Below are 20,682 nucleotides of genomic sequence, written 5' to 3'. Positions count from 1 at the left end.
GACTCAAAAGTGGCGATGGTTTTTCTGAGTTTGGACGTGATGGAATTGGCGACCTACAAAGCTCAGCGAATCGGCGAGATGTGTTCTCCAGTAATTCCACCCCACATTTTGTCCGACAATTCCATGCCCACCGGGAAATACATAGAATTCGTTATAGATTCCTAATTGGGTCAACACTTTGTGAAAATCGCGGGTGGCATCGAGATATTTTTCATCTGCTTCGCCAGCATCCATGTAGGCTCGAATGCGTTTGCGTTCATTTGGTGGAATCTGCTCAACAAAAATCTGCGGGCTGTTCTGAGGTCCGCTGTTATCGATGAAATATCCGGTGTGACTGAAGAAAATTGTAAAGCGCTCTACATGTCGCAATCCAATGTTAAACGCACCCCAACCGCCAGATGATAAGCCACCGATCGCCCAATAGTGTGAATCCTCGATCGTGCGAAATTGCTGCCTGATTTCTTTGACTAGATCCATGCCAATGTAAGTCGAAACTTTGCCATGCTCACCATCGAAATAATCTGAATCCCAGAATGGACTCGTGCCGCGATCGTCGTTTCCGTCCGGCATGATGATCAGTGCAGCGGGTAATTTTTTCTCGTTATACAGCGTTTTTAAGGTGCTAGTAATTGCTGCTTTTTCGTAATAATCGCGTTCGTCTCCATGTCCACCGTGAAGCAGAAAGATCACGGGATAGCGACGATTGGAATGTTTTTCATATCCAGGCGGCAAAATTACGCCGTATCGCCGTTGTTCTCCCATCGCTTCGCTGTAAAAGCTTTTGACTTGAAACTTCAGTCCAGCAATCTCTTCAACGGGAGGAGCATCAAGTTGAGGAGCACCGAGCACGAAAACATACCAATAGGCACCCGCAGCGATCGCACCGAGTACGATCGACAAACTTAAAACTGTCGCTTGAAAACGCTTTCGTTTAACTTTTGGTTTAAATGTGAGTGGCATGTGTAAAAGCGAACAGTCACTTTCTTTAATTACAGTACTTGAGGAAAACAATGGAAGGGCGTAATTTAAATTGCTTTTTTGAAAATTGCATTGGTGCAGGCGGAGAGCAAATCTGAATGATTGCGTTATAACACACGTAATGTGATTGGAAGATACAAATGTGTGCTGCAACCTATCGAGAACGAGCAGATGCAGGAATGGCAACGCTGCAAACGTTCTATAACACTGCAACTGGACTTTGGAACACGACAGGCTGGTGGAATAGTGCAAACGTGTTAGAGACTACGATCGATTATTGTACGTTCACCGATTCGCTTACTTATCGCACCAATATTTTTAATACATTTGAGAAGAACAAACGTAACAATTTCTTAAATGAATTTTACGATGATGAGGGTTGGTGGGCACTCACCTGGATTAAAGCGTTTGACCTGACTGGAGAATCGCGTTATTTGAACATGGCGCAGGTGATCTTTAACGACATGACCAAAGGTTGGGATAACACTTGTGGCGGCGGGATTTGGTGGAATAAAGAACACAAGTATAAGAACGCGATCGCGAATGAGCTATTTTTAGCGATCGCGGCTCGATTGTTTCTTAGAACCAAGGATCAGCGCTATCTCGATTGGGCAAATCGCACCTGGAACTGGTTCCGCAAAACCGGAATGATCAATCAAAATAATCTGATCAATGATGGTTTGAATGATCAATGTAAGAACAATGGTCAGCCAACTTGGACTTACAACCAAGGCGTGATTTTGGGAGCGCTGATCGATTTGTCGAAATGTACGAATGATCGATCGCTGTTAACCGTGGCGCAATCGATTGCTGATGCGGCAACGAAATCTCTCGCTCCAAATGGCGTGCTCCGTGAACCTTGTGAGCCAAATTGTGGACTTGATGGACCGCAATTTAAAGGGATTTTCATGCGGAACTTGTCGGATCTCTACCGCGCCGTGAATAAGCTGGCTTACCGGGATTTCATTCTTCGCAATGCGGATTCAATCTGGGAGCAGTGTCGCAATCCGAGAAATCAATTTGGATTGTGTTGGGGGCAGAAATTTGATGCAGCAGATGCAGCGCGTCAAAGTGCTGCGATGGATGCGCTAAATGCGTCGATCGTGGCGAGTCGAAGCCCGATCGTGTTGCAAGCTGAGACAGCAGTTCTACATAGTTTGGTGCTAGAAGCCGTTTACACCGGATACGAAGGAGCGGGCTACATTGCAAACTGGAACAAAGACGGGCAGTGGGTCGATTTTAATTTCACTTTGCCGCAAGCGGGACGGTTTGATTTAGTAATGCGGTACGCGGCGGCAGCGGGAAATGCGACGCGATTCATCTTTGTGAATGGAAGAGCGATCGTAAATGCTCAGATTTTTCCTGGCACTGGAAACTGGACAGTTTGGAACACGACCACGATTCCAAATGTTGCGCTCAAAGCTGGAAACAATACAGTTTCTATCATTTTTAATCAATCAAAAGGAAGTCGAAACTGGTTGAATCTTGATCAGCTTATAATCCGTTAATTCAGATTATAGCGGTACGCAGAACGGTTAGGACGTTCTCAATCTCCGAACCTAAGCGGTGAATGAATTTGACCTCACCCCTCACACCTCATACCTCACACCTTTGCTATATCTAACCTCATATGAACCTGCGATCGTTCCTTAAGACTGGACTTTTAAGATTGAGAAAACGTCGCCCTCGCCGCATTAAAATCCACGTCGAGGACGGTCGCTTTCAAATTGTTGGACTGAATGCGTGGTACTCCTACTGGCGTGATCCCTATCATCTTGTGCTAACTGTTCCTTGGCAGGGATTTTTCGGCATTATCATCGCGACTTATTTAGGAATCAATGTTGTATTTGCAATTCTGTACCTTTTAGGTGGCGATTGTATTGCAAATGCGACACCGGGATCGTTTTGGGATCACTTCTTTTTCAGCGTTCAAACCTTTGCCTCGATCGGATACGGCGCCATGTACCCGAAAACGTACTATGCTCAGTCGATTATGACGATCGAGGCTGTGTCTTCGCTGTTAGCGATCGCGATTCTTACCGGATTTACGTTTGCTCGATTCTCCCGCCCAACTGCACGAGTTGCCTTTAGCGAAGTGGCAACGATCGCACCGCATGAAGGAGTCCCGACTCTTTGTTTCCGGGCGGCAAATAAGCGTCGTAATCAAATTCTAGAAGCTCAAATGCGCGTCTACCTCTTGCGTGACGAGATGACCTCAGAAGGTCACTACATTCGTCGGATTCATGATCTAGCACTCGTGCGAAGTCAGAGTCCGGCATTTGCTTTGACTTGGTTGGTGGTGCACTCGATCGATGAAAATAGTCCGCTTTATGGCATGACTCCAGAATCACTCGTAGAAGCGAATTGTCTGATTCAAGTGATGCTAAGTGGAATCGATGAAACAGTAGCGCAGGTGTTACACGATCGACATGTGTATGCGCCGCAAGAAATTTTATGGAATTACCGCTTTATCGATCTCGTTCATCGAACGCCAGAGGGTCATCGAATTATTGATTACAAGCATTTTCACGATACTGAACCGATTCCTTAGCAGCCACCGGACGAACGACCACGCGACCGTTTTCGACCACCGTACAGAGTTTATGAGATTTTGCATGAAGTTTTTCCTGTGAACACTCTGCTGATTCACAATGCTGAATTGCGGTTTGTCGATCGCTTAACAAAACGCTGATCGAACCTGTACAAGATGAAGCGAGGGGAGACATAGGACGTTAAACGGCTCTACTCTTTAGTATCGACGATCGAGCGTAGAAACGATAGCGTATTCTTCCGACTCCGTTGGTGCGGTTTGTACGATATTCTGCTGACGTTGTTGGAGTCGATCGAGAAATTGAATCACAACGGTTTCTAATGGTCGATCGCTGATCAATTCTGCAAATTTATCCAATGGGTTAAAGTCTACAATCCAGCGACCTAGCCGAATTCCAACAGGTTCTAAATGTTTACCAGATAGTTCTTGGTGCAATAGAGAATAACGCCGCTGTTTGAGTTGAGTGAGAAACCACAGTACATCATTTTTAGCTGAGGGTTGGGTAACACTGCCCGCGATCGTATCTCGATCAAAAGAGATTAATCCCGTTAAATTAAACAACTGACTCTGTTCGATCAAGTCTTGAGTTTGAGCGCGAGTGGGTAACACCCCTAGTTTTAGCTTATCGAGTAACTGTGCTAAAGCTCGAATCGGAATTGCACTTTCAGTATCGGAAATGTCCGGAGCAAGTAACAGGGAAGGCTGACCTTTAATCGAGACGGAATAGATTGAAAAACGTGCGATCGCTTGTTCGATTTCTCGAATCTGCTTCGCATCCATACCCGTTAATTGTCGATCGCTTAAGAGTTCTAACAATGCAATGTATTTACAGCCCAAGCTATGACCGATCCAGGAGTAATTCGTTTTGTCTTCATAGACGGTGTGATCATAGTTCAAATGCTTCGCGAGTGCGATCAGTTCAGGTCTAAGCGTCTCTTGTTCTTTCAAAAGCTCGATCGCAAGTGACCAATGCCGAAAGCTAAATCGAAACGGCAAAGCAATCACAGAATAGCCAGCCTCGAAGATTTGTTCGAGCAAATATCGATAAGCGATCGTCGGAAACGAGCCAAAAAATGCACCGCCAATAAATTGAACAATTCCTTTCGGTTCAGGATGCAGCGCAACCCAACTATGGCACAACGGTTTAAAAGTCATCATTCGCAGTTCTCCAGAAAAAAGGTTGACGGCAATCACCGCCAACCCAAGGGGCATGAGATCGAGCAAAACTACAGTTTTTTCATCGTGATGGGCAAATCCAACTCAGACAGCGATCGATTGAGCGACTCTAGACTGGCACCATTGCCATTGGTGAGCATTCCAGCCAGCATTGCGCCTAAGTCCGCAGTCTCTGAAGCGACAGGAGTCATCGTGATCGCACCCGGTGCAATTTCGACTCCGATCGGACTTCCCGGCACCAGAATCCGAGGCGGCTCAGAAGTCAGTTCATTCAAAGCGCGACCGCTTGCGAGTGCCAGCGAGTAATTGATTTGATCAAAGTCGGTGCTTGCCGAATTTGCAGGAAAGTCATTCGGTAAAAACGTGCCGCGAACTTCAGCATTGAGCAACACGCGAACCGGGCGAGGACTTTGAGGGCGACCCAGCACATTCTCGATCGGGGTTCCGCCAAACACACGCGGCAACAACAGCGACACAAATCCGCGAATTTCCAACATCGGATTATCTTGCGCTGCGAATCGAGCGACATCGGGCAACAACTGAATCGAAGCGGTTTTCTGGGCTGGAATGATAAATTCTTGGCTTACATACCGTCCAGTGGTACCAACGCGAGTGAGGGTCAGTACCGTGTTTGCACCTGCAATATCAATGATTAAAACGGTATTTCCTTCGAGCAGTCGGGTCATCGCGTCGGCTTGAGTCAGATTGTCCGGTAAGCTAATGCGAAACTCTAGGCGATATCTTAGATCGATCGATTCCAAGTTAGAAACGGTTAGAAAATAACCTTGAACCACACGACGAGCGACGGGCTGCTGTACGGGCGGGAGTGCCATTCTCGGAGCAATCCGCTTCACCAGCAATTCAAAAGTCGAAACTTCCATGATGAACTCCAAAAGTGAGTAGTCGAACGCTCAATGTTGCTTTGATTGATGCGCTCTATTCCAGTTTGGAGGCAGTTGCTTGATCACACAGTGCCCGCTTGGGTAGTGTTTGTTGTTGGAAAAAACTCGATCGTTGCTAAGAGAATGCTTGAAGTGTCTTTGTTCATTGCCGCATCCCGCCCTGAAATAGAATTTCGGGCTAATCGGTGCAAGTTCATTAAAAATGAACTAAGACCTTGAGATCCGTTCTCAGTCTACTCCAGTAGACTTTCGTCGATTAGCCCGAAATTCATTTCAGGGCGGGTGAGCAACGAAGCGAAAAGGCTGGTCATACTTTTCAAATACCCGCTAAGTCCTTCTACTCAATGAAACCCGATCGCTCAATCCTCAATATTTCAAAAGAAAGATTGTTCAAAATTGCACCTCAATGCTAAAGTTCTACTAATTCGAGTCGGTCAGCCTAATTCAGAATCTTCTGAAGCGGAGGAACCAGTTTAATCGGGGCTTACGGTTGTGAACTTAGACACCTTCTAAGCAATCCAACCGGGGACAATCTCTCAGTCCTCGCCCGTCAGCTAACTCCGTCGGCACGTTGAGAGTTTGACTCTGGAGAACCAGACCCTATGATCCCGCAACTCAATTTAGCAGCGGTATTTGCTGCTGTCGGTCAGGCTACAATGCGCCGGGCAAAACCGATCGTATCAAGCGATCGCTTTATCTATCCCGCTCTTGGTTTCGCTGGAGTGATTGCACTCTGGTGGATCATTGCGCTAAACAAACATGAATTGATGCCCACGCCCCCGGAAGCATTGATGGCAAATTTGGACTATATTCTCAATCCGTTTTACCGTCGAGGTCCGGGTGATTTGGGGTTAGGATGGCTGTTGTTAGCAAGCCTAAGACGAGTCTTACTGGGGTTTGGATTGGGCGCGATCGTAGCGATCCCGATCGGATTTTTGATCGGCATGTCTAAAAAGGCGATGCTGACTCTTAATCCAGTGATTCAGATTTTCAAACCCGTTTCACCGCTCGCTTGGCTACCGATCGCATTAGCGATTTTTAACTTAGCTGATCCTTCCGCGATTTTCGTGATTTTCATTACTTCTCTATGGGCAACCATCATCAACACCGCTCTGGGAGTCGCCAGTGTGCCAAAAGACTATCTAGACGTGGCGCGAGTGTTGGAAATGCCTTATTGGAGACGGATACTCAAGATTGTTCTCCCTGCTAGTTTGCCGTACATCTTCACAGGCTTGCGAATTAGTCTGGGAGTGGCTTGGCTTGTCATTGTTGCTGTTGAAATGCTTACAGGAGGTGTGGGAATCGGCTTCTTTGTCTGGGACGAATGGAGCCGATTAAATCTTAGTTCGGTGTTTTTAGCTGTGTTAGTGATCGGACTAACCGGATTGTTACTTGATTTTGCTCTGGCTCAGATCGAAGTCTGGGTGACTCATCGCCGTCGCGCATCGTAGAGGTAAACCGATGACGAATCAATGGACTCGCCGCGAATTTCTTGCGGGCATGGGTGCTTCTGCGATCGCGACTTCACTTTCTTCGTGTGCGATTAATGCGAATCGTGCACCTCAAGGACTGTCTGAAGCGGCGATGTCGATTACTCCGGTAATTAAATCGAGCGAATTAGAGAAGCCGAATTTAACGATCGGCTATGTTCCGGTAAATGACTGTGCGCCGTTTGCGATCGCTTGGGAAAAAGGCTTTTTTCGCAAGTATGGTTTGAATGTGCGATTGAGCCGTGAAGCAAGCTGGGCAACTTCTCGCGATGGTTTGATATTCGGTCGATTAGATGCTTCGCCTGTGGTTGCGGGTGCGATTACAAATGCTCGAATCGGGGCGGAAGGAGCGCGTCATGCGCCGATGTGTGCAGGGATGACGATTCATCATCATGGCAATGCGATGACGATGAATCGATCGATGTGGGATGCGGGATTGCGTCCCTGGTTCGAGTACAACGGTAACTTAGAAGCATTCGGACAAGACTTTCGCCGCTACTTTGAGGCGCTACCTTCAGAACGTCGTGTTTGGGCAGTCGTTCTTAGTTCTGCGATTTATGAATACTTTGTGCGGTATGTTGCTGCTGCTGCGGGTGTTAATCCTTTAGAAGAGTTCCGCGTGATCATCATTCCGCCACCGCAGATGGTGACGAATGTGCGAATCGGAGCCATGCAAGCTTACATGGTGGCAGAACCTTGGAATACTCGCGCTATTACTGGCAATGAAGGAATTGGATTTACCTTTGCTCAGGGTCGAGAGATTTGGAATGGACATCCCGATCGCTTACTCGGTGTAATGCAATCATTCATCGATGAGAATCCGAAAACCTATCGGGCATTGCTCAAAGCGATGATCGAGTCCTGTCGCTACTGTGATGAAAATCGCGAGGAAGTTGCCAAGATTATTTCTGGTCGATCGTACACCGGAGCAAAACCGAAACTTACAAAACCTGCGATCGTGGGTGAGTACAACTATGGAGGCTTTGACGGCAAGGATCGTATCGTGAAATCGGATGCGACGACATTGTTCTTTAACTTGCCGAAAGAAGTTCCACAAGTCGCAAATGAACATTCCACGTTTATGTGGCAATCGCGCAGTGTTTGGTTGATGACGCAAGCTGCCCGCTGGGGACAAATTAAAGAAATTCCCAAAGATGCCGAGGATCTGGCAAACCGAGCTTGGCGAACCGATATTTATCGCGAAGTTGCTGCCGAATTAGGGATTGCCTGTCCGAGTGACGATTACAAAGTCGAACCTGCTGAAGCATTTATTGATAAGAAAGCTTTTGATCCGAGTGATCCGGTCGGATACCTCAACAGCTTCGATATTCGGGTGAGTCGATCGACAAACATTTATCTCTCTTAGCAGTATCGTAGAGGAATTCCTCATGTCTCAGTTCAACATGGTTAACGATCGCGCTCAAGCCGTTTCTCCTGCGGTTTCGACTCCAGCATTTCTGGAAATTAGTCATGTGCACAAAGCTTATAAAACGGGCGACCGTGAAACGGTGATTCTCAAGGACATCAACTTTACGATCGGCGATCGTGAATTTATTTCGATCATTGGTCACTCTGGCTGTGGTAAGTCTACGTTGCTGAAGATTGTAGCGGGATTAGAGAACGCAACATCGGGATCAGTGCGGCTCGAAGGTCGAGAAATTCGCAAGCCTGGAGCCGAAAGAATGATGGTGTTTCAACAATATTCACTGCTGCCTTGGCTGACCGTAAGCCAAAATATTCGACTCGCGATCGACGAAGTTCTAAAAGACGCTTCACCCGTTGAGAAAAAGCAAATCGTGAGTGAACATCTCGCAATGGTCAACCTCACGGCTGCTGCTGATAAGTATCCTGATGAAATTTCTGGCGGGATGAAGCAACGGGTAGGAATTGCCCGCGCATTAGCAACCCGTCCGAAGATGCTTTTAATGGATGAGCCGTTTGGTGCGTTAGATGCGTTAACTCGTGGCAAACTTCAGCGGCAAGTCTTGGAAATTTGGGAGAATCAGCGGCAAGCGGTGATGATGATTACGCATGATGTAGATGAAGCGATTTACATGAGCGATCGCATTGTGTTGATGACGAATGGACCCGAAGCCACGATCGGCGAAATTCTGGAGGTTCCGTTTGCTCATCCCCGCGATCGAGCTAAGATTCGCAATTCTCCTGAGTACTATCAACTGAGAAATCATGCGTTGAACTTTTTGGATTCCAACTTTGAATCGGATGAGTAGACGTTTGTAAAACGTGAATTTGATGATTTCTGCGCTTCGTTGGAAGTTAGCCCCGAATTCCGGGGCTAACAGTGCGAAGTCCCTGAAGAGGGACTACGAAGCCGCATCATGCTTTCTCTCCAGTCCCATGCCCGTGGACTTCGTTCGACGTGAATAACCCATCGAATTCGCGTTAAATTGAACCCGAAAACCCTCCGGATCACTCCAGAGGGTTTCAAAGCTCTATCTAATCCGACAAAGCTCAATTACACCTTGCGAACCGATCCATCATCAATCACCGGACGACCTTGAGTATCGATATCCAGCTCTTCACGGCGGATTTGCTCTTCAGAGCTAACGACATCTTGGTCAACCACCTTCTTCACGCGGACTTCTTCACGCACAAACGCTTCTTTGTGAATGTCAGGCGTTTCTTCGTAGACTTCCATCCGAGCAACTTCACCTTCATTAAAGGCATCTGCACCCACCGGAACCGCAGTCGTATCCGTCGAAGCAACCCGCTCAACAACAACGCGCTCTTTCTCGATCGGCACACTCACCCGCGCTGTTTCAGTCTCAACATGCTTACCAACTGTGACTTCACCCGCTTTCATGCGGCGCTTGTTCGCGATCAGGCGCTCTTCATACAAGCGAATGCGATCGTCATGTTGATCCATCTTGTACAGATCGCGATCCAAGTCGTAGTCATAAGTATCTGGGGTGTAGGTCGGAGCCGCTGCTGCTGCACCCGTTTCCACGCCGCTCATCGAAGCTGCACTCATCGGAGTATCAGCACCCATCGAAGAACCTGTGTATGCGGTTCCTTCAGCATCCAGAGCAGCCGAGCTTTCGATCGGGGCAGTGGTGTAAGGATCAGCCGCCATACCGCTTGCCATACCCGTCGTTGCACCAGAACGGTACACGTTCCGCACTTCTTCTTCTTTGTGATAATCCATTTTCAGATCATCGGTGAATTCAGGCAGTTGTTCAACTTGAGATTTCGTCAAACCTTGAGCATAAACGCGACGAGCATTGTAATCGATCTGAGCACGACCGATCGGCAACAAGACTTTCTTACCGAAGATCCAAGCGCCAGTGCTGATCACGAGGTAACGGAAGCGTCCGTCTTCGTCAACGAGCACATCATTAACCGAACCAATTTTCTCTTCGCTGCTGTACAGATCCAAATCCTTTACATCGTCGCCATCAAAATGATTGCGGTAGTCGGGATCGAAATCTTTAATTCTGTATAAAGCCATCTTTTTATCTCCAAGTTTGGTGACCTTTTTACTTTAGAAAGTTAAGCTTTCTTTTCCCTCTTTCTAATGACCGAAACGACTCTTTCTAACGAGAGAAATCAGCTAGAATTAATTTCCCTGGAACTAGAAAAACAAAACATTTTCTAATGAACGATCAAGCCTGGTTAGACTTAATTAAAAAAGAAAAAGCGATCGCAATTCTCCGCGCTCCCAACCTAGAAATCGGGACGCAACTCGCAAAAACCGCGATCGAGGGCGGTATGTCTTTGCTCGAAATTTCCTGGAACAGTGATTGTGCTGCGGAATTAATCACACATTTGAAATCGGTGTTTCCGAATTGTACGATCGGGGTTGGTACCGTTCTTACTGTTGCGGATTTGAGAAATGCGATCGCGGCAGGCGCACAATTTGCTTTTATGCCACATACGGATTTTGATTTGATCGCGATCGCGAAACGTCGAGAAGTTCCGATCATTCCGGGTGCATTAACTCCGACCGAAATTATGACTGCTTGGAATGCAAAAGCGTCTTGCGTCAAAGTATTTCCGATTCAATCTGTTGGCTATGAAAATTATCTTCAGGCACTAAAAGCACCATTGAGACAGATTCCGATGATTCCAACCGGGGGAGTCACCATTGATAATGCTCACGCTCTGATTCAAGCGGGCGCGATCGCAGTTGGAATCGGTGGCAGTTTATTTTCAAAATCAGCGATCGCATCAGGAAATTGGTCGTTGATTCAACAACAGATTCAAACTTTGATGAATCGTTTGCGATCCGACCCTTGAGCACTCAGGCTTTAGGTAGAAAACGCGATCGACAAACCACATCGCGTCACAATCCGTCAAAATGGCAATAGGGAACTCACAGGATAACTAGGCATGGATATTAAGCATGGATTTGTCGGCGCGATCGGAAACACTCCATTAATTCGCCTCAATAGTTTCAGTGATGAAACCGGATGCGAAATTCTTGGTAAAGCAGAATTCTTAAATCCAGGTGGCTCTGTGAAAGATCGGGCTGCCCTTTACATCATCGAAGAAGCAGAACGCCAAGGGTTACTCAAACCGGGTGGAACCGTCGTTGAAGGAACCGCAGGTAATACAGGAATCGGACTTGCACACATTTGTAATGCCAAAGGCTACAAATGCCTCATTATCATTCCTGAAACTCAATCACAAGAGAAAATCGACTTACTCCGAACATTAGGCGCAGAAGTTCGTACCGTTCCTGCTGTTCCCTACAAAGATCCGAATAACTATGTGAGACTGTCCGGCACCATCGCGTCAGAACTGGAAAATGCAATCTGGGCAAATCAGTTCGATAACTTAGCCAATCGTCGCGCTCACTATGAAACCACTGCGGCGGAAATGTGGGCACAGACTGATGGAAAAATTGATGCGTGGACAACCGCAACCGGAACCGGGGGAACGTATGCGGGCGTTTCGATGTATTTCAAAGAAAAGAATCCAAACATTAAATGTGTTCTGGCTGATCCGATGGGGAGTGCATTGTTTAGCTATGTCAAAACTGGAGAAACGAAGTCTGAAGGAAGCTCGATTACCGAAGGGATTGGAAACAGTCGGGTGACTGCGAACATGGAAGGCGCACCTGCCGATGATGCGATTCGGATTGACGATCGAGAAGCGCTCCGAGTCTTATACCAACTGCTCGAAAAAGATGGATTGTTCTTAGGTGGATCAGTCGGAATCAATGTTGGAGCCGCTGTTGCACTGGCGAAACAGATGGGACCCGGACATACGATCGTGACGATTCTGTGTGATGGTGGGAGTCGCTATCAATCGAAGTTATATAACCGTGAATGGTTAGCAGCGAAAGGATTGTTGCCGGATTAGTAAGTTTGACGAGTCTTTCTGCTTCGATGCTGTCTCGCCCCGAATTCTATTCCGGGGCGGGTGAACAACGCAGAGAACCATCGAATTGACATTGATTTTAGCGATCGATGTTATCCCAGAGCAGTACAAACCGCATTTGACATCACCGAATAAAGGATGAGACTGTCTTGCATCCTAAGAGGGTGTTTGAAAAGTATAAAAAGTCTCTTCGCTCTCGTTTGACTCCCGCCCTGAAATGAATTTCGGGCTAACCGTGGAAAGTCTACTGAAGTAGACTGGGAGGCAGTTTCAAGTTCTTAGTCCATTTCAATGGACTTGCGCCGGTTAGCCCGAAATTCATTTCAGGGCGGGTTGCGGCAACAACGATTACTTTTCAAACATCCTCTAAGAGAGAATTCTTTACATCGTTCCGTAAGTTACCCCAAGCTGTTTGAGCCATTTTCGATAAGCTAACGAAGCTCGATCGCTGGGTAAGTGAAATTCTGCCTGCGGATCAAGCGGTAGCCGTCTGGGGTTGTGAGATTCTAAGTTCGCGACATCTTGCAAAACTACAGTGTCCTGAAAGGCAACGAGATCCGCTTCAGGAATGTCATGAGCGTAGTTCAATGCGCCCCACATCCAGCCAATGCATTCTTCTTCGGAAACGGGTGTAACACAGTACAGTAATACCATTGTTTGTCCATCCGATCGCGCTTTTTTCAGTGCCACCACTAACGGTCGAAGTGTCCAATAATCATAGAGCGCAACGCCGGGTTGACCTGTCCCATCTGGGTCAGGCTGCCAGATTTGAATGTCTTTGAGATAGATTCCAGTGTCGATCACTTTGACTTCATAGTCTTCGATCGCGGGTTGATCTGGAACACCGAGAATACCAGCATGAACAAAGGGTAAATGTGCAACATCTAGAAAATTCTCGATCGCTCTTAATCCACTACAGCGAAATCGATGTCCCCCGCTGAGATAGGTTCGATAGTTTGGATCGTCCCATTCTGGAAACGGTGCGACTTCAACAGTGGGATTGCCTAATGAAACAAAGATGACTCCATACTGTTCGATTATTGGAAAGCTCTTTGTACAAGCTTGTTTAGGTGGAACATAGTTCGGATGGGCTGGAACTTTGACACAGTGACCCGTCGCATCAAACGCTAAACCGTGATACGGACAAACTAAAGTATCTGCTTCGACGGTTCCGGCCGAGAGTTTGACACTGCGATGAGGACAGCGATCGAGCCATGCCATCACCGATGTATTTTCTCCACGCCAGAGCACGAGATCTGTTTCAAACAATCGAATTGATCGAACCGTTCCGGGTTCTAGTTCACTCGATCGCGCTACCGGATACCAATCATTTAGCAACACCGTATCGATCATTCGCTTTGCTCCAGAAAGTAGCTCAATTCGAGCTTAGAACAATTTTTCTCAACTACGATCGCACTTACAAATTGATCGTTAATCGGAACTTTTTCAAGATGCCATTGTTGCGATCGCGCTTCTCTTGGAATTGTTTTCAATCGGGTTCGATCAATTTCCAACTCTTGCAGCTTCGATAACCCGGTTCCAGTTGCTTTCAAAAACGCCTCTTTGCATGTCCAATACTCAAAGAACAATTCCGGCTCTGCCTCAATCGTCCGAGCTTCGGAAGGTCGAAAAAATCGCTGTACTAGCTTTTCAAGTTGATCGACGGTCCGCCTGTGCTCGATATCAATGCCAACTGCTCGATCGAGTGTCACTGCATACAAAGCAAGATGTTCAGAATGTGCCAAGTTAAACTGAATTGCTGAATCCTTGAGAAACGGCTTGCCGTGTGATGCGTACTGAAATTCTAATGCTTCAGGATTGGTGTGCAAATAGCGGGCAAGCAGCGATCGCAGAAATCCACGTCCTGCAATAAATCGCTGCTTGAGATGCTCGAATTTGAAGCGATCAGCTCTCGATCGTTCATCGCTTGAAAGCCAATCTTCGGAAACTGCGATCGCGTGCCCGTGTAGCGAAGCTATCGCGTCTAAATTCACTTGCCAAATATGCACGTCGAACTGTCCTAAGTTCAAGTGCTCCGGGGGTTTCTGCCAAATCATGTCGCGGGAACTTGCTCAGGAGAAACAGCGTTTGATTGTTCGATCGTCGGTGGACGCAAGACTAAATAAATCAATGCTCCGAAGAATGGAACAAATGACAGAATCTTAAACGCTTGAGAATTTTCTAAACCACGGCGTTTGATATCATCCTGCAACAGAACCGGAAACAGTGCACACAATAGACAAAAATCCAAACTCATCACATGAATGAATCGGCTCGTTTGCCACTGTTGCACAAAATTACTCCAATCGCCATTGGTCACACCATAGATAAATAAACCAATGCCACCGAGTGCGATCGCGCCTCCGGTAATTCTCGAATCAAGTAACTTCAGAAACCAGTCCTTCTGTCCGGTAAAGGTTGGATTCGGTTGACGAAAAATCAGATAAGGCAATAATGCAAACGCACCCACACCAAAAGAAAACGTCGTGAATAGCCAAGCGGGAATTTTCTGCGATCGACCATCCAGAAACGTGATGCAGCCATACGCCATCGGTAGCACACCCATAATATTGAACAGTGCCACGATCAGCGGGTTAATCCCTGCAACATTTCCAGTAGATAGATTCTTAATCAGATCAAACGTATCCGGTTGATCAGGTGGTGCAAGTGTAAACGCATACCCGACAAACCCAATCCAAACGAGTGCCAATAGAATTTTTTTGCTCATAACGTCACGATAAACTGAAATCAATGGCTTTATTTTAACGAGGCAATGACTGAGGAAATTCAACAGTATGGCGTAATTCTTGTCACCGCTGCTTCAAAATCAGAAGCAGAACACATTGCCCGATCGCTAATCACACTCAAGTTAGCGGCTTGTGTAACACTCTTCCCGGTGCAATCGATCTACACTTGGCAAAACCAAATCGAGCAAGCTGAAGAATGGCAACTGATGATCAAATCCGATCTCGATCGCTTTTCTGAGCTTGAAGCGAAAATTCGCGAACTCCATTCTTACGAAGTGCCCGAAATCATCGCGCTTCCAATCGTGGCAGGTTCGCACCCCTACCTAAACTGGATTTCTCAACAAGTCACATCCGAATGATCCGAAACGCTGTTGAATCCGATCTCCCCGCGATCGTCGAAATCTACAATCATGCGGTTGCCACAAAAACAATTACCGCTGATGTTGAACCTGTCACCGTTGAAAGCCGTTTAGCCTGGTTTCATAGCCATTCGAGCCGTTATCCCTTGTGGGTGTTAGAGCAAGAATCAATGATTGCTGGATGGTTTGGATTGCGAATGTTCTACGGACGGGAAGCGTATCGATCAACGGCTGAAATTAGCTTGTATGTATCCCCACATTTTCAGCGGCAAGGAGTCGGACAAACCTTGTTAACTCACGCGATCGCACAGTGTCCGACTCTGGAAATTCACACCTTACTCGCGATCGCGTTTGCTGAGAATTTACCGAGTGTTGCTCTATTGAAAAAATTCGGCTTTGAACAATGGGGTTATTTGCCGCAGGTGGCCCGATCGTGGGAGTGCGATCGAGATGTGATTATCTTAGGACGAAAAATTTAACCCAAAACGACTCGCGCCGCCCAAAATCCGCCCAAGATCATCAGCGCAATCCAGTCTAATCGCTTCAAAATCAATTGATGCCATTCCACTCGGTGTCGATTCGGACTGGTGAATCCTCGAACCTTCATTGCACTTGCTATCTGTTCGGCTCTGAGTAACAAATTTTGCAATAATCGTTCCGCGATCGACAATGCAATCTGTGCCGTCCGACGAAATCCTAATTTCTTCCAATTAATCGCACGAGTCCGAATCGATCGAATCAAGTTCTGAAATTCTTCTAGCACCAGCGGAATAAATCGCAGCGATAACGTTAACGTCAATGCAATCTCAGTCACCGGAAGACCAAATCGCCGCAACGGACGCATCAAATCTTCCAAGCCTGCGGTGACTTCTTCGGGTGCAGTCGTGAGTAAAAATAAATTCGTACTGTAGATCAGGGTGAACAATAAAGTGCTGACGCGAATGGCAAGATCCATCGATCGACGAGTGACCCGAATTGGACCTCTCTGAAAAACTACATACTGATATCCAGTCGGTTGCTTTAATTCCGGTCGTTTCAGCAGATTGACTGTTTCTGATTTGGGTTGAGGTTGAAATGGATTGTACCAGGGGCGAGACGGCGCAGGTTCTGGAATCGTATTCGGTTGCTGCACAAAGGCGATTTCGTTCTCAGGCAGTCTCGGACGAGGTTCAACGCTCAAACCATCCGGAGCGATCGCCACTAACGAGAACACATAAATCGCCAGTAACAACAGCCAACCCATTTGTTGCCGCCATACCCGCAGCGGAATTCGAGCCGCGATCGTCAACAGAATCAAAACCGCCACTAGAGCCAGTCGCCATTCTGCATTTGCCAGTAAGGGAGTTGCTAGAAAACTCATCAACCACGCGAGTTTTACCCGTGGATCGAGTCGGTGCATCCAGGTAATCGGCTGTTCAAGATACAAACCCAACGGCAGCGATCGCAATAAATCCATGACTTAGACCTTAGTTGCCCGATTCGCGTTACTACCGCGTTCGGCTTCCCGCACTTTCTTACCCCGCCACAGTAGCCGAAGCGGTGTTCCCTGAAAACCGAGGGATTCGCGGAATTTACGATCGATATACCTTCGATAGTTGTCGTTAAACAAGCTCGGATCGTTCACAAACAGCGCAACCGTGGGGGGAGCCGTACTCACCTGAGTGCCGTAGTAGATTTTTCCTTGTCGCCCTTGTCGTGTCGTCGGTGGTGTGTGCCAGGAAAGCGCATCTTCAAGCACTTCATTGATCACAGCAGTTGAAACTCGGCGCTTGTGTTGTTCTGCGGCACGATCGACAAGTTCAAAAATCTTTTCGACACGCTGACCTGTTTTCGCACTAATAAAAATGCTTTCCGCCCATTCTACGAAATGCAAGCGATCGCGGATTTGCTGTTCATATTCATAAATGGTGTGAGAGTCTTTCTCGACTGCATCCCATTTATTGATGATCACTACACAGCCGCGCCCTTCGTCATCAATTCGTCCTGCCAGCTTCTGATCTTGCTCGGTCACACCATCTAAAGCATCAATCACCAGCAGCACTACATCCGATCGATCGATTGCTTTGAATGCCCGGTTAATTCCAAAGAATTCAGGACCGTATTCGACATTCTTTTTCTTACGAATTCCCGCCGTATCAATCAATCGATACTGCTTCTCATTGCGTTCGACCAACATATCGATCGCGTCTCTGGTCGTTCCTGAAATCGGACTGACGATCGAGCGATTCTCACCCACAAACGCATTTAACAAGCTCGACTTACCGACATTCGGACGACCTGCGATCGCGACTTTAATTTCAGGCGTATCTTCGATCTCATCGGTCGGCGGCAAATGTTCGACCACCAGATCGAGTAAATCTCCTGTCCCGCTGCCGTGAATACTCGAAACCGGATACGGCTCACCCAATCCCAACTCCCAAAATTCCGCCGCTTGAATCAGACCCTGATCGAGCGATTCGCACTTATTCACCGCCAGCACCACCGGAACAGGTTGCTGCCGTAACCACTGCGCGATTTCTTGGTCTGCTTGCGTCAGTCCCGTCTGTCCATCCACCACAAAAATCGCCGCCTTCGACTCCGACAATGCCGCCATTGCTTGCTCTCGAATCAACGGCAAAAATTCAGTGTCATCATCAAACACCAATCCACCCGTATCCACGACTTGAAATTCACGATCGCGCCAAAATGCTCGCTTATACGTACGATCGCGGGTGACACCCGGTTCATCGAACACGATCGCATCTTGGACTTGAGCCAGACGATTCACGAGCGTAGACTTGCCCACATTTGGGCGACCAATAATGGCAACGATCGGCAATGACATAATTTTCGCGGAGGGGGATTGACTGAAGCAGCTTCCCATTGTAGCGCGTCATGATTGATCCCAGAAAATTTGTTGCGATCGCAGGGTAGAATACCGACACTCGACGGGGAATGTAAAGATGCGATCGCTGTATTTTTTGCTGCCTGGAACTGGAAAACGTTTTGCCTGTGGCGGATTGTTCGCAGAACTGAAAGCCTTTGAACTGGCAAAACAAATCTGTTCCGCAAAAGTGGTGACTTACAAACAGCGCGAAAAAGATACGTTGTTTCTCGACGATGTGCTTGGGCAACCAGATTTAAGCAATGTCATCTTCGTAATGAGTTGGGGCTTTGATGTCGCGAAGTTAGCTAAACGATTGAAGTACCATCACGCGATCTATCACGCGCATAGTTCCGGTTATGGTTTTACATTGCCGCCGAGTACCCCGATCGTGACGGTCAGCCGCAATACATTAGGCTACTGGGGACAGCTATCGCCGAATTCATTGATCTACTATCTTCCCAATCAAATCTCAGATGAGTTCAGCATTTTAGGCTTGAACCGCGATATTGATGTTCTAGTTCATACGCGAAAGTCTTCTGAGTATCTCTTAAATCAATTGATTCCTGCACTTAAGCAACAGTGCAAAGTCGAGGTAATCACTGGTTTTGTCGATAGTCTCTCCACAGCGTTCAACTGCACGAAAGTCTACCTTTACGACTCTGCGGAATATTGGGCACAACAGCGAGTCAGTGAAGGATTCGGACTGCAACCGATGGAAGCGATGGCTTGTGGTTGTCAAGTGTTTTCGAGCGTGAATGGTGGACTCTCTGACTATTTAGATCCTGGATTTAACTGTTACAAAATCGCAGGCTATTCAACCGAATTCGATGTACAGCGAATTTTAAAAGCGATCGACAATCCAAAATCGCCACTTCCAAGCAGCTTTTTCGACGAATATCGATCGCCTAACATTCTCGATCGCTGGCAAGTGATCTTAAGCGAATTGAACGAGTTTTTCGATCACAAAGAGAAACAGCCAGCCACGATCGCATCTTTAACGCGATCGCGCTTGGCTACTCTCACAATCAAGCGACTGGTTTCAAAAGTGCAAAAGAAACTCAGTTCCCGTTAGCTCGGACAAACAGGCTTACCATTTGCATTCAGTCGGATCTTACCTTCGGTTCCATTGATCATGAATGGAACTTTCTGATCTTCAACCACCCGCACAAATGCAGGTTTGTCTTGCAAACACGCACTCACCGCAGCACCCCAAGCCGCTAGATCTCTCGAACTTTTATCGGTGATCGGCGTGTCGCTGGTGACGCTCGGTTCTTGTACCACTGCAACCTCGATCGGTAACGTGAACTTTGCAGGAGCATTCCCTGTGGTTGGTAAAGTCGTTTCTGTGATTCCTGTGAGGGTTTCTTCTTCGAGCACCATCGTTTTCGCTGTGGTCGGAGTACCAGGAGCGGTAGATTGCTCAGTCGGTGTTGGCGTGGTTGGAATCGGCGCGGTGGTTGGAGCAGTCGGAGTCGAAGGTGTGGTCGAGTCCGGTGTAGTGCTCGGAGTCGAAGGAGTCGTAGATTCTGGAATCGTTGGAGTCGAAGGAGTCGTCGAATCCGGCGTGGTCGGAGTTGAAGGTGTGGTCGAATCTGGGGTGGTGCTTGGAGTTGAAGGAGTCGTCGTAGACTCTGGAGTTGTTGGAGTCGAAGGTGTGGTCGAATCCGGTGTAGTGGGAGAACTAGGCGCGATCGGGACATTTGTCGGAGTCGTCGTAGATTCCGGCGTTGTCGGGGTGTATGGCGTTGCCGATGGAACGATCGGAGTCGTTCCTGGGGTTGTGGATTCGGTCGGCTTCACTGGATCTGAAGACGTGGGGGAAGCGGGAGTAGTTGACTCCGTAGGCTTCATTGGGCTGGTCGAAGGCGTTGAACCTGTCGGAGTGGTCATCAACGGAGTCGAACTCGATGGAGTGGTCATCGTCGGGGATGCCGGAGCCATGGGAGTTGAGCCAGTCTCGATCGGTTTAATTTGAGAATTGAGGGGCGATGCGGTTGGAGTTACGGGTGCGGAGACTGGAGCCAGCATCGGAGTCGAAGGAGTCGTCAGGGTTGGAGAAGCAGCAGGCTCAGTCGGAGTCGCTTTGAGGGGCTTCTTGACAGACTGAGCGATCGTAGGAAGGGCTGATCCTGCGAGGACTGTTGCCACGCCAATGATGGCAATCTGTTTCAGTTTGCTCACGTTCATCTCCAAATTTTAGTAAAAGGTCACAATACGAGTGCGGCAGGCACCGATGATTCACACCTGGGGAATCAGAAATTGTCTATCTT

21 protein-coding genes and 1 riboswitch are annotated in these 20,682 nt (G+C 47.6%); of the genes, 10 read left to right on the top strand and 11 right to left on the bottom strand.

The features are described 5' to 3' along the window. Positions 1–3: 3 nt before the first annotated feature. Positions 4–960, bottom strand: coding sequence for an esterase family protein (locus NIES2104_RS24015; protein ID WP_059000752.1), 957 nt, complete (start codon positions 958–960; stop codon positions 4–6). 158 nt (positions 961–1,118) lie between these two features. Here NIES2104_RS24015 and NIES2104_RS30975 point away from each other — a divergent pair, with 158 nt between their 5' ends. Together NIES2104_RS30975 and NIES2104_RS24005 are read left to right on the top strand one after the other, a co-directional pair. Continuing rightward, positions 1,119–2,486 (top strand): glycoside hydrolase family 76 protein, encoded by a 1,368-nt coding sequence (locus NIES2104_RS30975; RefSeq protein ID WP_072218124.1) that lies wholly within the window; start codon positions 1,119–1,121, stop codon positions 2,484–2,486. Positions 2,487–2,647: 161 nt separating this feature from the next. After that, positions 2,648–3,529, top strand: coding sequence for an ion channel (locus tag NIES2104_RS24005; protein ID WP_263971027.1), 882 nt, complete (start codon positions 2,648–2,650; stop codon positions 3,527–3,529). Here NIES2104_RS24005 and NIES2104_RS24000 read toward each other — a convergent pair. The 3 genes from NIES2104_RS24000 to NIES2104_RS23990 form a co-directional block, all read right to left on the bottom strand. Continuing rightward, positions 3,486–3,704 carry a hypothetical protein gene (locus tag NIES2104_RS24000; protein ID WP_059000750.1) on the bottom strand — a complete coding sequence of 73 codons (219 nt, stop codon included), beginning with the start codon at positions 3,702–3,704 and terminating at the stop codon, positions 3,486–3,488. The two genes, NIES2104_RS24005 and NIES2104_RS24000, sit on opposite strands and share 44 nt — an antisense overlap. Positions 3,705–3,727: 23 nt before the next feature. After that, positions 3,728–4,687, bottom strand: a complete 960-nt coding sequence (locus NIES2104_RS23995) for a DUF1350 family protein (protein ID WP_059002052.1) — start codon at positions 4,685–4,687, stop codon at positions 3,728–3,730. A 68-nt stretch (positions 4,688–4,755) separates the two neighbouring features. Next, positions 4,756–5,586, bottom strand: coding sequence for a hypothetical protein (locus tag NIES2104_RS23990; protein WP_059000749.1), 831 nt, complete (start codon positions 5,584–5,586; stop codon positions 4,756–4,758). A gap of 447 nt (positions 5,587–6,033) precedes the next feature. Then, positions 6,034–6,190, top strand: a riboswitch (cyclic di-AMP (ydaO/yuaA leader). Positions 6,191–6,209: 19 nt separating this feature from the next. Here NIES2104_RS23990 and ntrB point away from each other — a divergent pair. From ntrB to NIES2104_RS23975, 3 genes are read left to right on the top strand one after another with little or no spacing between them, the layout of a single operon-like run. Continuing rightward, on the top strand, positions 6,210–7,058 hold the full coding sequence (gene ntrB, locus NIES2104_RS23985; RefSeq protein WP_059000748.1) for a nitrate ABC transporter permease: 849 nt from the start codon (positions 6,210–6,212) through the stop codon (positions 7,056–7,058). A 10-nt stretch (positions 7,059–7,068) separates the two neighbouring features. After that, positions 7,069–8,463 (top strand): CmpA/NrtA family ABC transporter substrate-binding protein, encoded by a 1,395-nt coding sequence (locus tag NIES2104_RS23980; protein ID WP_059000747.1) that lies wholly within the window; start codon positions 7,069–7,071, stop codon positions 8,461–8,463. 22 nt (positions 8,464–8,485) lie between these two features. Further along, entirely contained in the window at positions 8,486–9,328 is an 843-nt protein-coding gene (locus NIES2104_RS23975; RefSeq protein WP_082690073.1) for an ABC transporter ATP-binding protein, read from the top strand. Between the two features lie 245 nt (positions 9,329–9,573). Here the strand turns inward: NIES2104_RS23975 and NIES2104_RS23970 are convergent, their stop codons facing one another. Next, positions 9,574–10,566 carry a DUF2382 domain-containing protein gene (locus NIES2104_RS23970; protein WP_059000746.1) on the bottom strand — a complete coding sequence of 331 codons (993 nt, stop codon included), beginning with the start codon at positions 10,564–10,566 and terminating at the stop codon, positions 9,574–9,576. 146 nt (positions 10,567–10,712) lie between these two features. Between NIES2104_RS23970 and NIES2104_RS23965 the strand changes: the two genes are divergently transcribed. Together NIES2104_RS23965 and NIES2104_RS23960 are read left to right on the top strand one after the other, a co-directional pair. After that, entirely contained in the window at positions 10,713–11,354 is a 642-nt protein-coding gene (locus NIES2104_RS23965) for a bifunctional 4-hydroxy-2-oxoglutarate aldolase/2-dehydro-3-deoxy-phosphogluconate aldolase (RefSeq protein ID WP_059000745.1), read from the top strand. 93 nt (positions 11,355–11,447) lie between these two features. Then, positions 11,448–12,422: a cysteine synthase A gene (locus NIES2104_RS23960; RefSeq protein ID WP_059000744.1), complete on the top strand. Its 975-nt coding sequence runs from the start codon at positions 11,448–11,450 to the stop codon at positions 12,420–12,422. Between the two features lie 399 nt (positions 12,423–12,821). Here the strand turns inward: NIES2104_RS23960 and NIES2104_RS23955 are convergent, their stop codons facing one another. The 3 genes from NIES2104_RS23955 to NIES2104_RS23945 are packed head-to-tail and all read right to left on the bottom strand — an operon-like array spanning position 12,822 to position 15,168. Then, positions 12,822–13,793 (bottom strand): aromatic ring-hydroxylating dioxygenase subunit alpha, encoded by a 972-nt coding sequence (locus NIES2104_RS23955; RefSeq protein WP_059000743.1) that lies wholly within the window; start codon positions 13,791–13,793, stop codon positions 12,822–12,824. Beyond that, positions 13,790–14,497: a 4'-phosphopantetheinyl transferase superfamily protein gene (locus NIES2104_RS23950; protein WP_059000742.1), complete on the bottom strand. Its 708-nt coding sequence runs from the start codon at positions 14,495–14,497 to the stop codon at positions 13,790–13,792. Before NIES2104_RS23950 ends, NIES2104_RS23955 begins: the two co-directional genes overlap by 4 nt. Further along, positions 14,494–15,168 (bottom strand): hypothetical protein, encoded by a 675-nt coding sequence (locus NIES2104_RS23945; protein WP_059000741.1) that lies wholly within the window; start codon positions 15,166–15,168, stop codon positions 14,494–14,496. The genes NIES2104_RS23950 and NIES2104_RS23945 overlap by 4 nt, the downstream gene beginning before the upstream one ends. A 45-nt stretch (positions 15,169–15,213) precedes the next feature. Between NIES2104_RS23945 and cutA the strand changes: the two genes are divergently transcribed. Next, positions 15,214–15,546 carry a divalent-cation tolerance protein CutA gene (gene cutA / locus NIES2104_RS23940; protein ID WP_059000740.1) on the top strand — a complete coding sequence of 111 codons (333 nt, stop codon included), beginning with the start codon at positions 15,214–15,216 and terminating at the stop codon, positions 15,544–15,546. Next, positions 15,543–16,025, top strand: a complete 483-nt coding sequence (locus NIES2104_RS23935; RefSeq protein ID WP_059000739.1) for a GNAT family N-acetyltransferase — start codon at positions 15,543–15,545, stop codon at positions 16,023–16,025. The genes cutA and NIES2104_RS23935 overlap by 4 nt, the downstream gene beginning before the upstream one ends. On the opposite strand, the gene NIES2104_RS23930 is transcribed toward NIES2104_RS23935, so the two are convergent. Both NIES2104_RS23930 and der read right to left on the bottom strand, forming a co-directional pair. Further along, the gene (locus tag NIES2104_RS23930) at positions 16,022–17,002 is read right to left on the bottom strand and encodes an energy-coupling factor transporter transmembrane protein EcfT (protein WP_059000738.1); all 981 of its coding nucleotides are present in this window, start codon (positions 17,000–17,002) and stop codon (positions 16,022–16,024) included. The genes NIES2104_RS23935 and NIES2104_RS23930 overlap by 4 nt on opposite strands. Before the next feature lie 3 nt (positions 17,003–17,005). Further along, entirely contained in the window at positions 17,006–18,370 is a 1,365-nt protein-coding gene (gene der / locus NIES2104_RS23925; protein ID WP_059000737.1) for a ribosome biogenesis GTPase Der, read from the bottom strand. A gap of 118 nt (positions 18,371–18,488) precedes the next feature. On the opposite strand from der, the gene NIES2104_RS23920 reads away from it, so the two are divergent. Continuing rightward, on the top strand, positions 18,489–19,484 hold the full coding sequence (locus NIES2104_RS23920) for a glycosyltransferase (RefSeq protein ID WP_059000736.1): 996 nt from the start codon (positions 18,489–18,491) through the stop codon (positions 19,482–19,484). Here NIES2104_RS23920 and NIES2104_RS31945 read toward each other — a convergent pair. Further along, a complete protein-coding gene (locus NIES2104_RS31945; RefSeq protein ID WP_156427031.1) occupies positions 19,481–20,593 on the bottom strand; it encodes a hypothetical protein in 1,113 nt (370 codons plus the stop codon). The two genes, NIES2104_RS23920 and NIES2104_RS31945, sit on opposite strands and share 4 nt — an antisense overlap. Positions 20,594–20,682: the final 89 nt, after the last annotated feature.

The organism is Leptolyngbya sp. NIES-2104 (genome assembly GCF_001485215.1).
GTDB lineage: Bacteria > Cyanobacteriota > Cyanobacteriia > Leptolyngbyales > Leptolyngbyaceae > Leptolyngbya.
The sequence above is the reverse complement of the archived record's forward strand: the minus strand, read 5'-3'. Positions and strand labels throughout refer to the sequence as shown.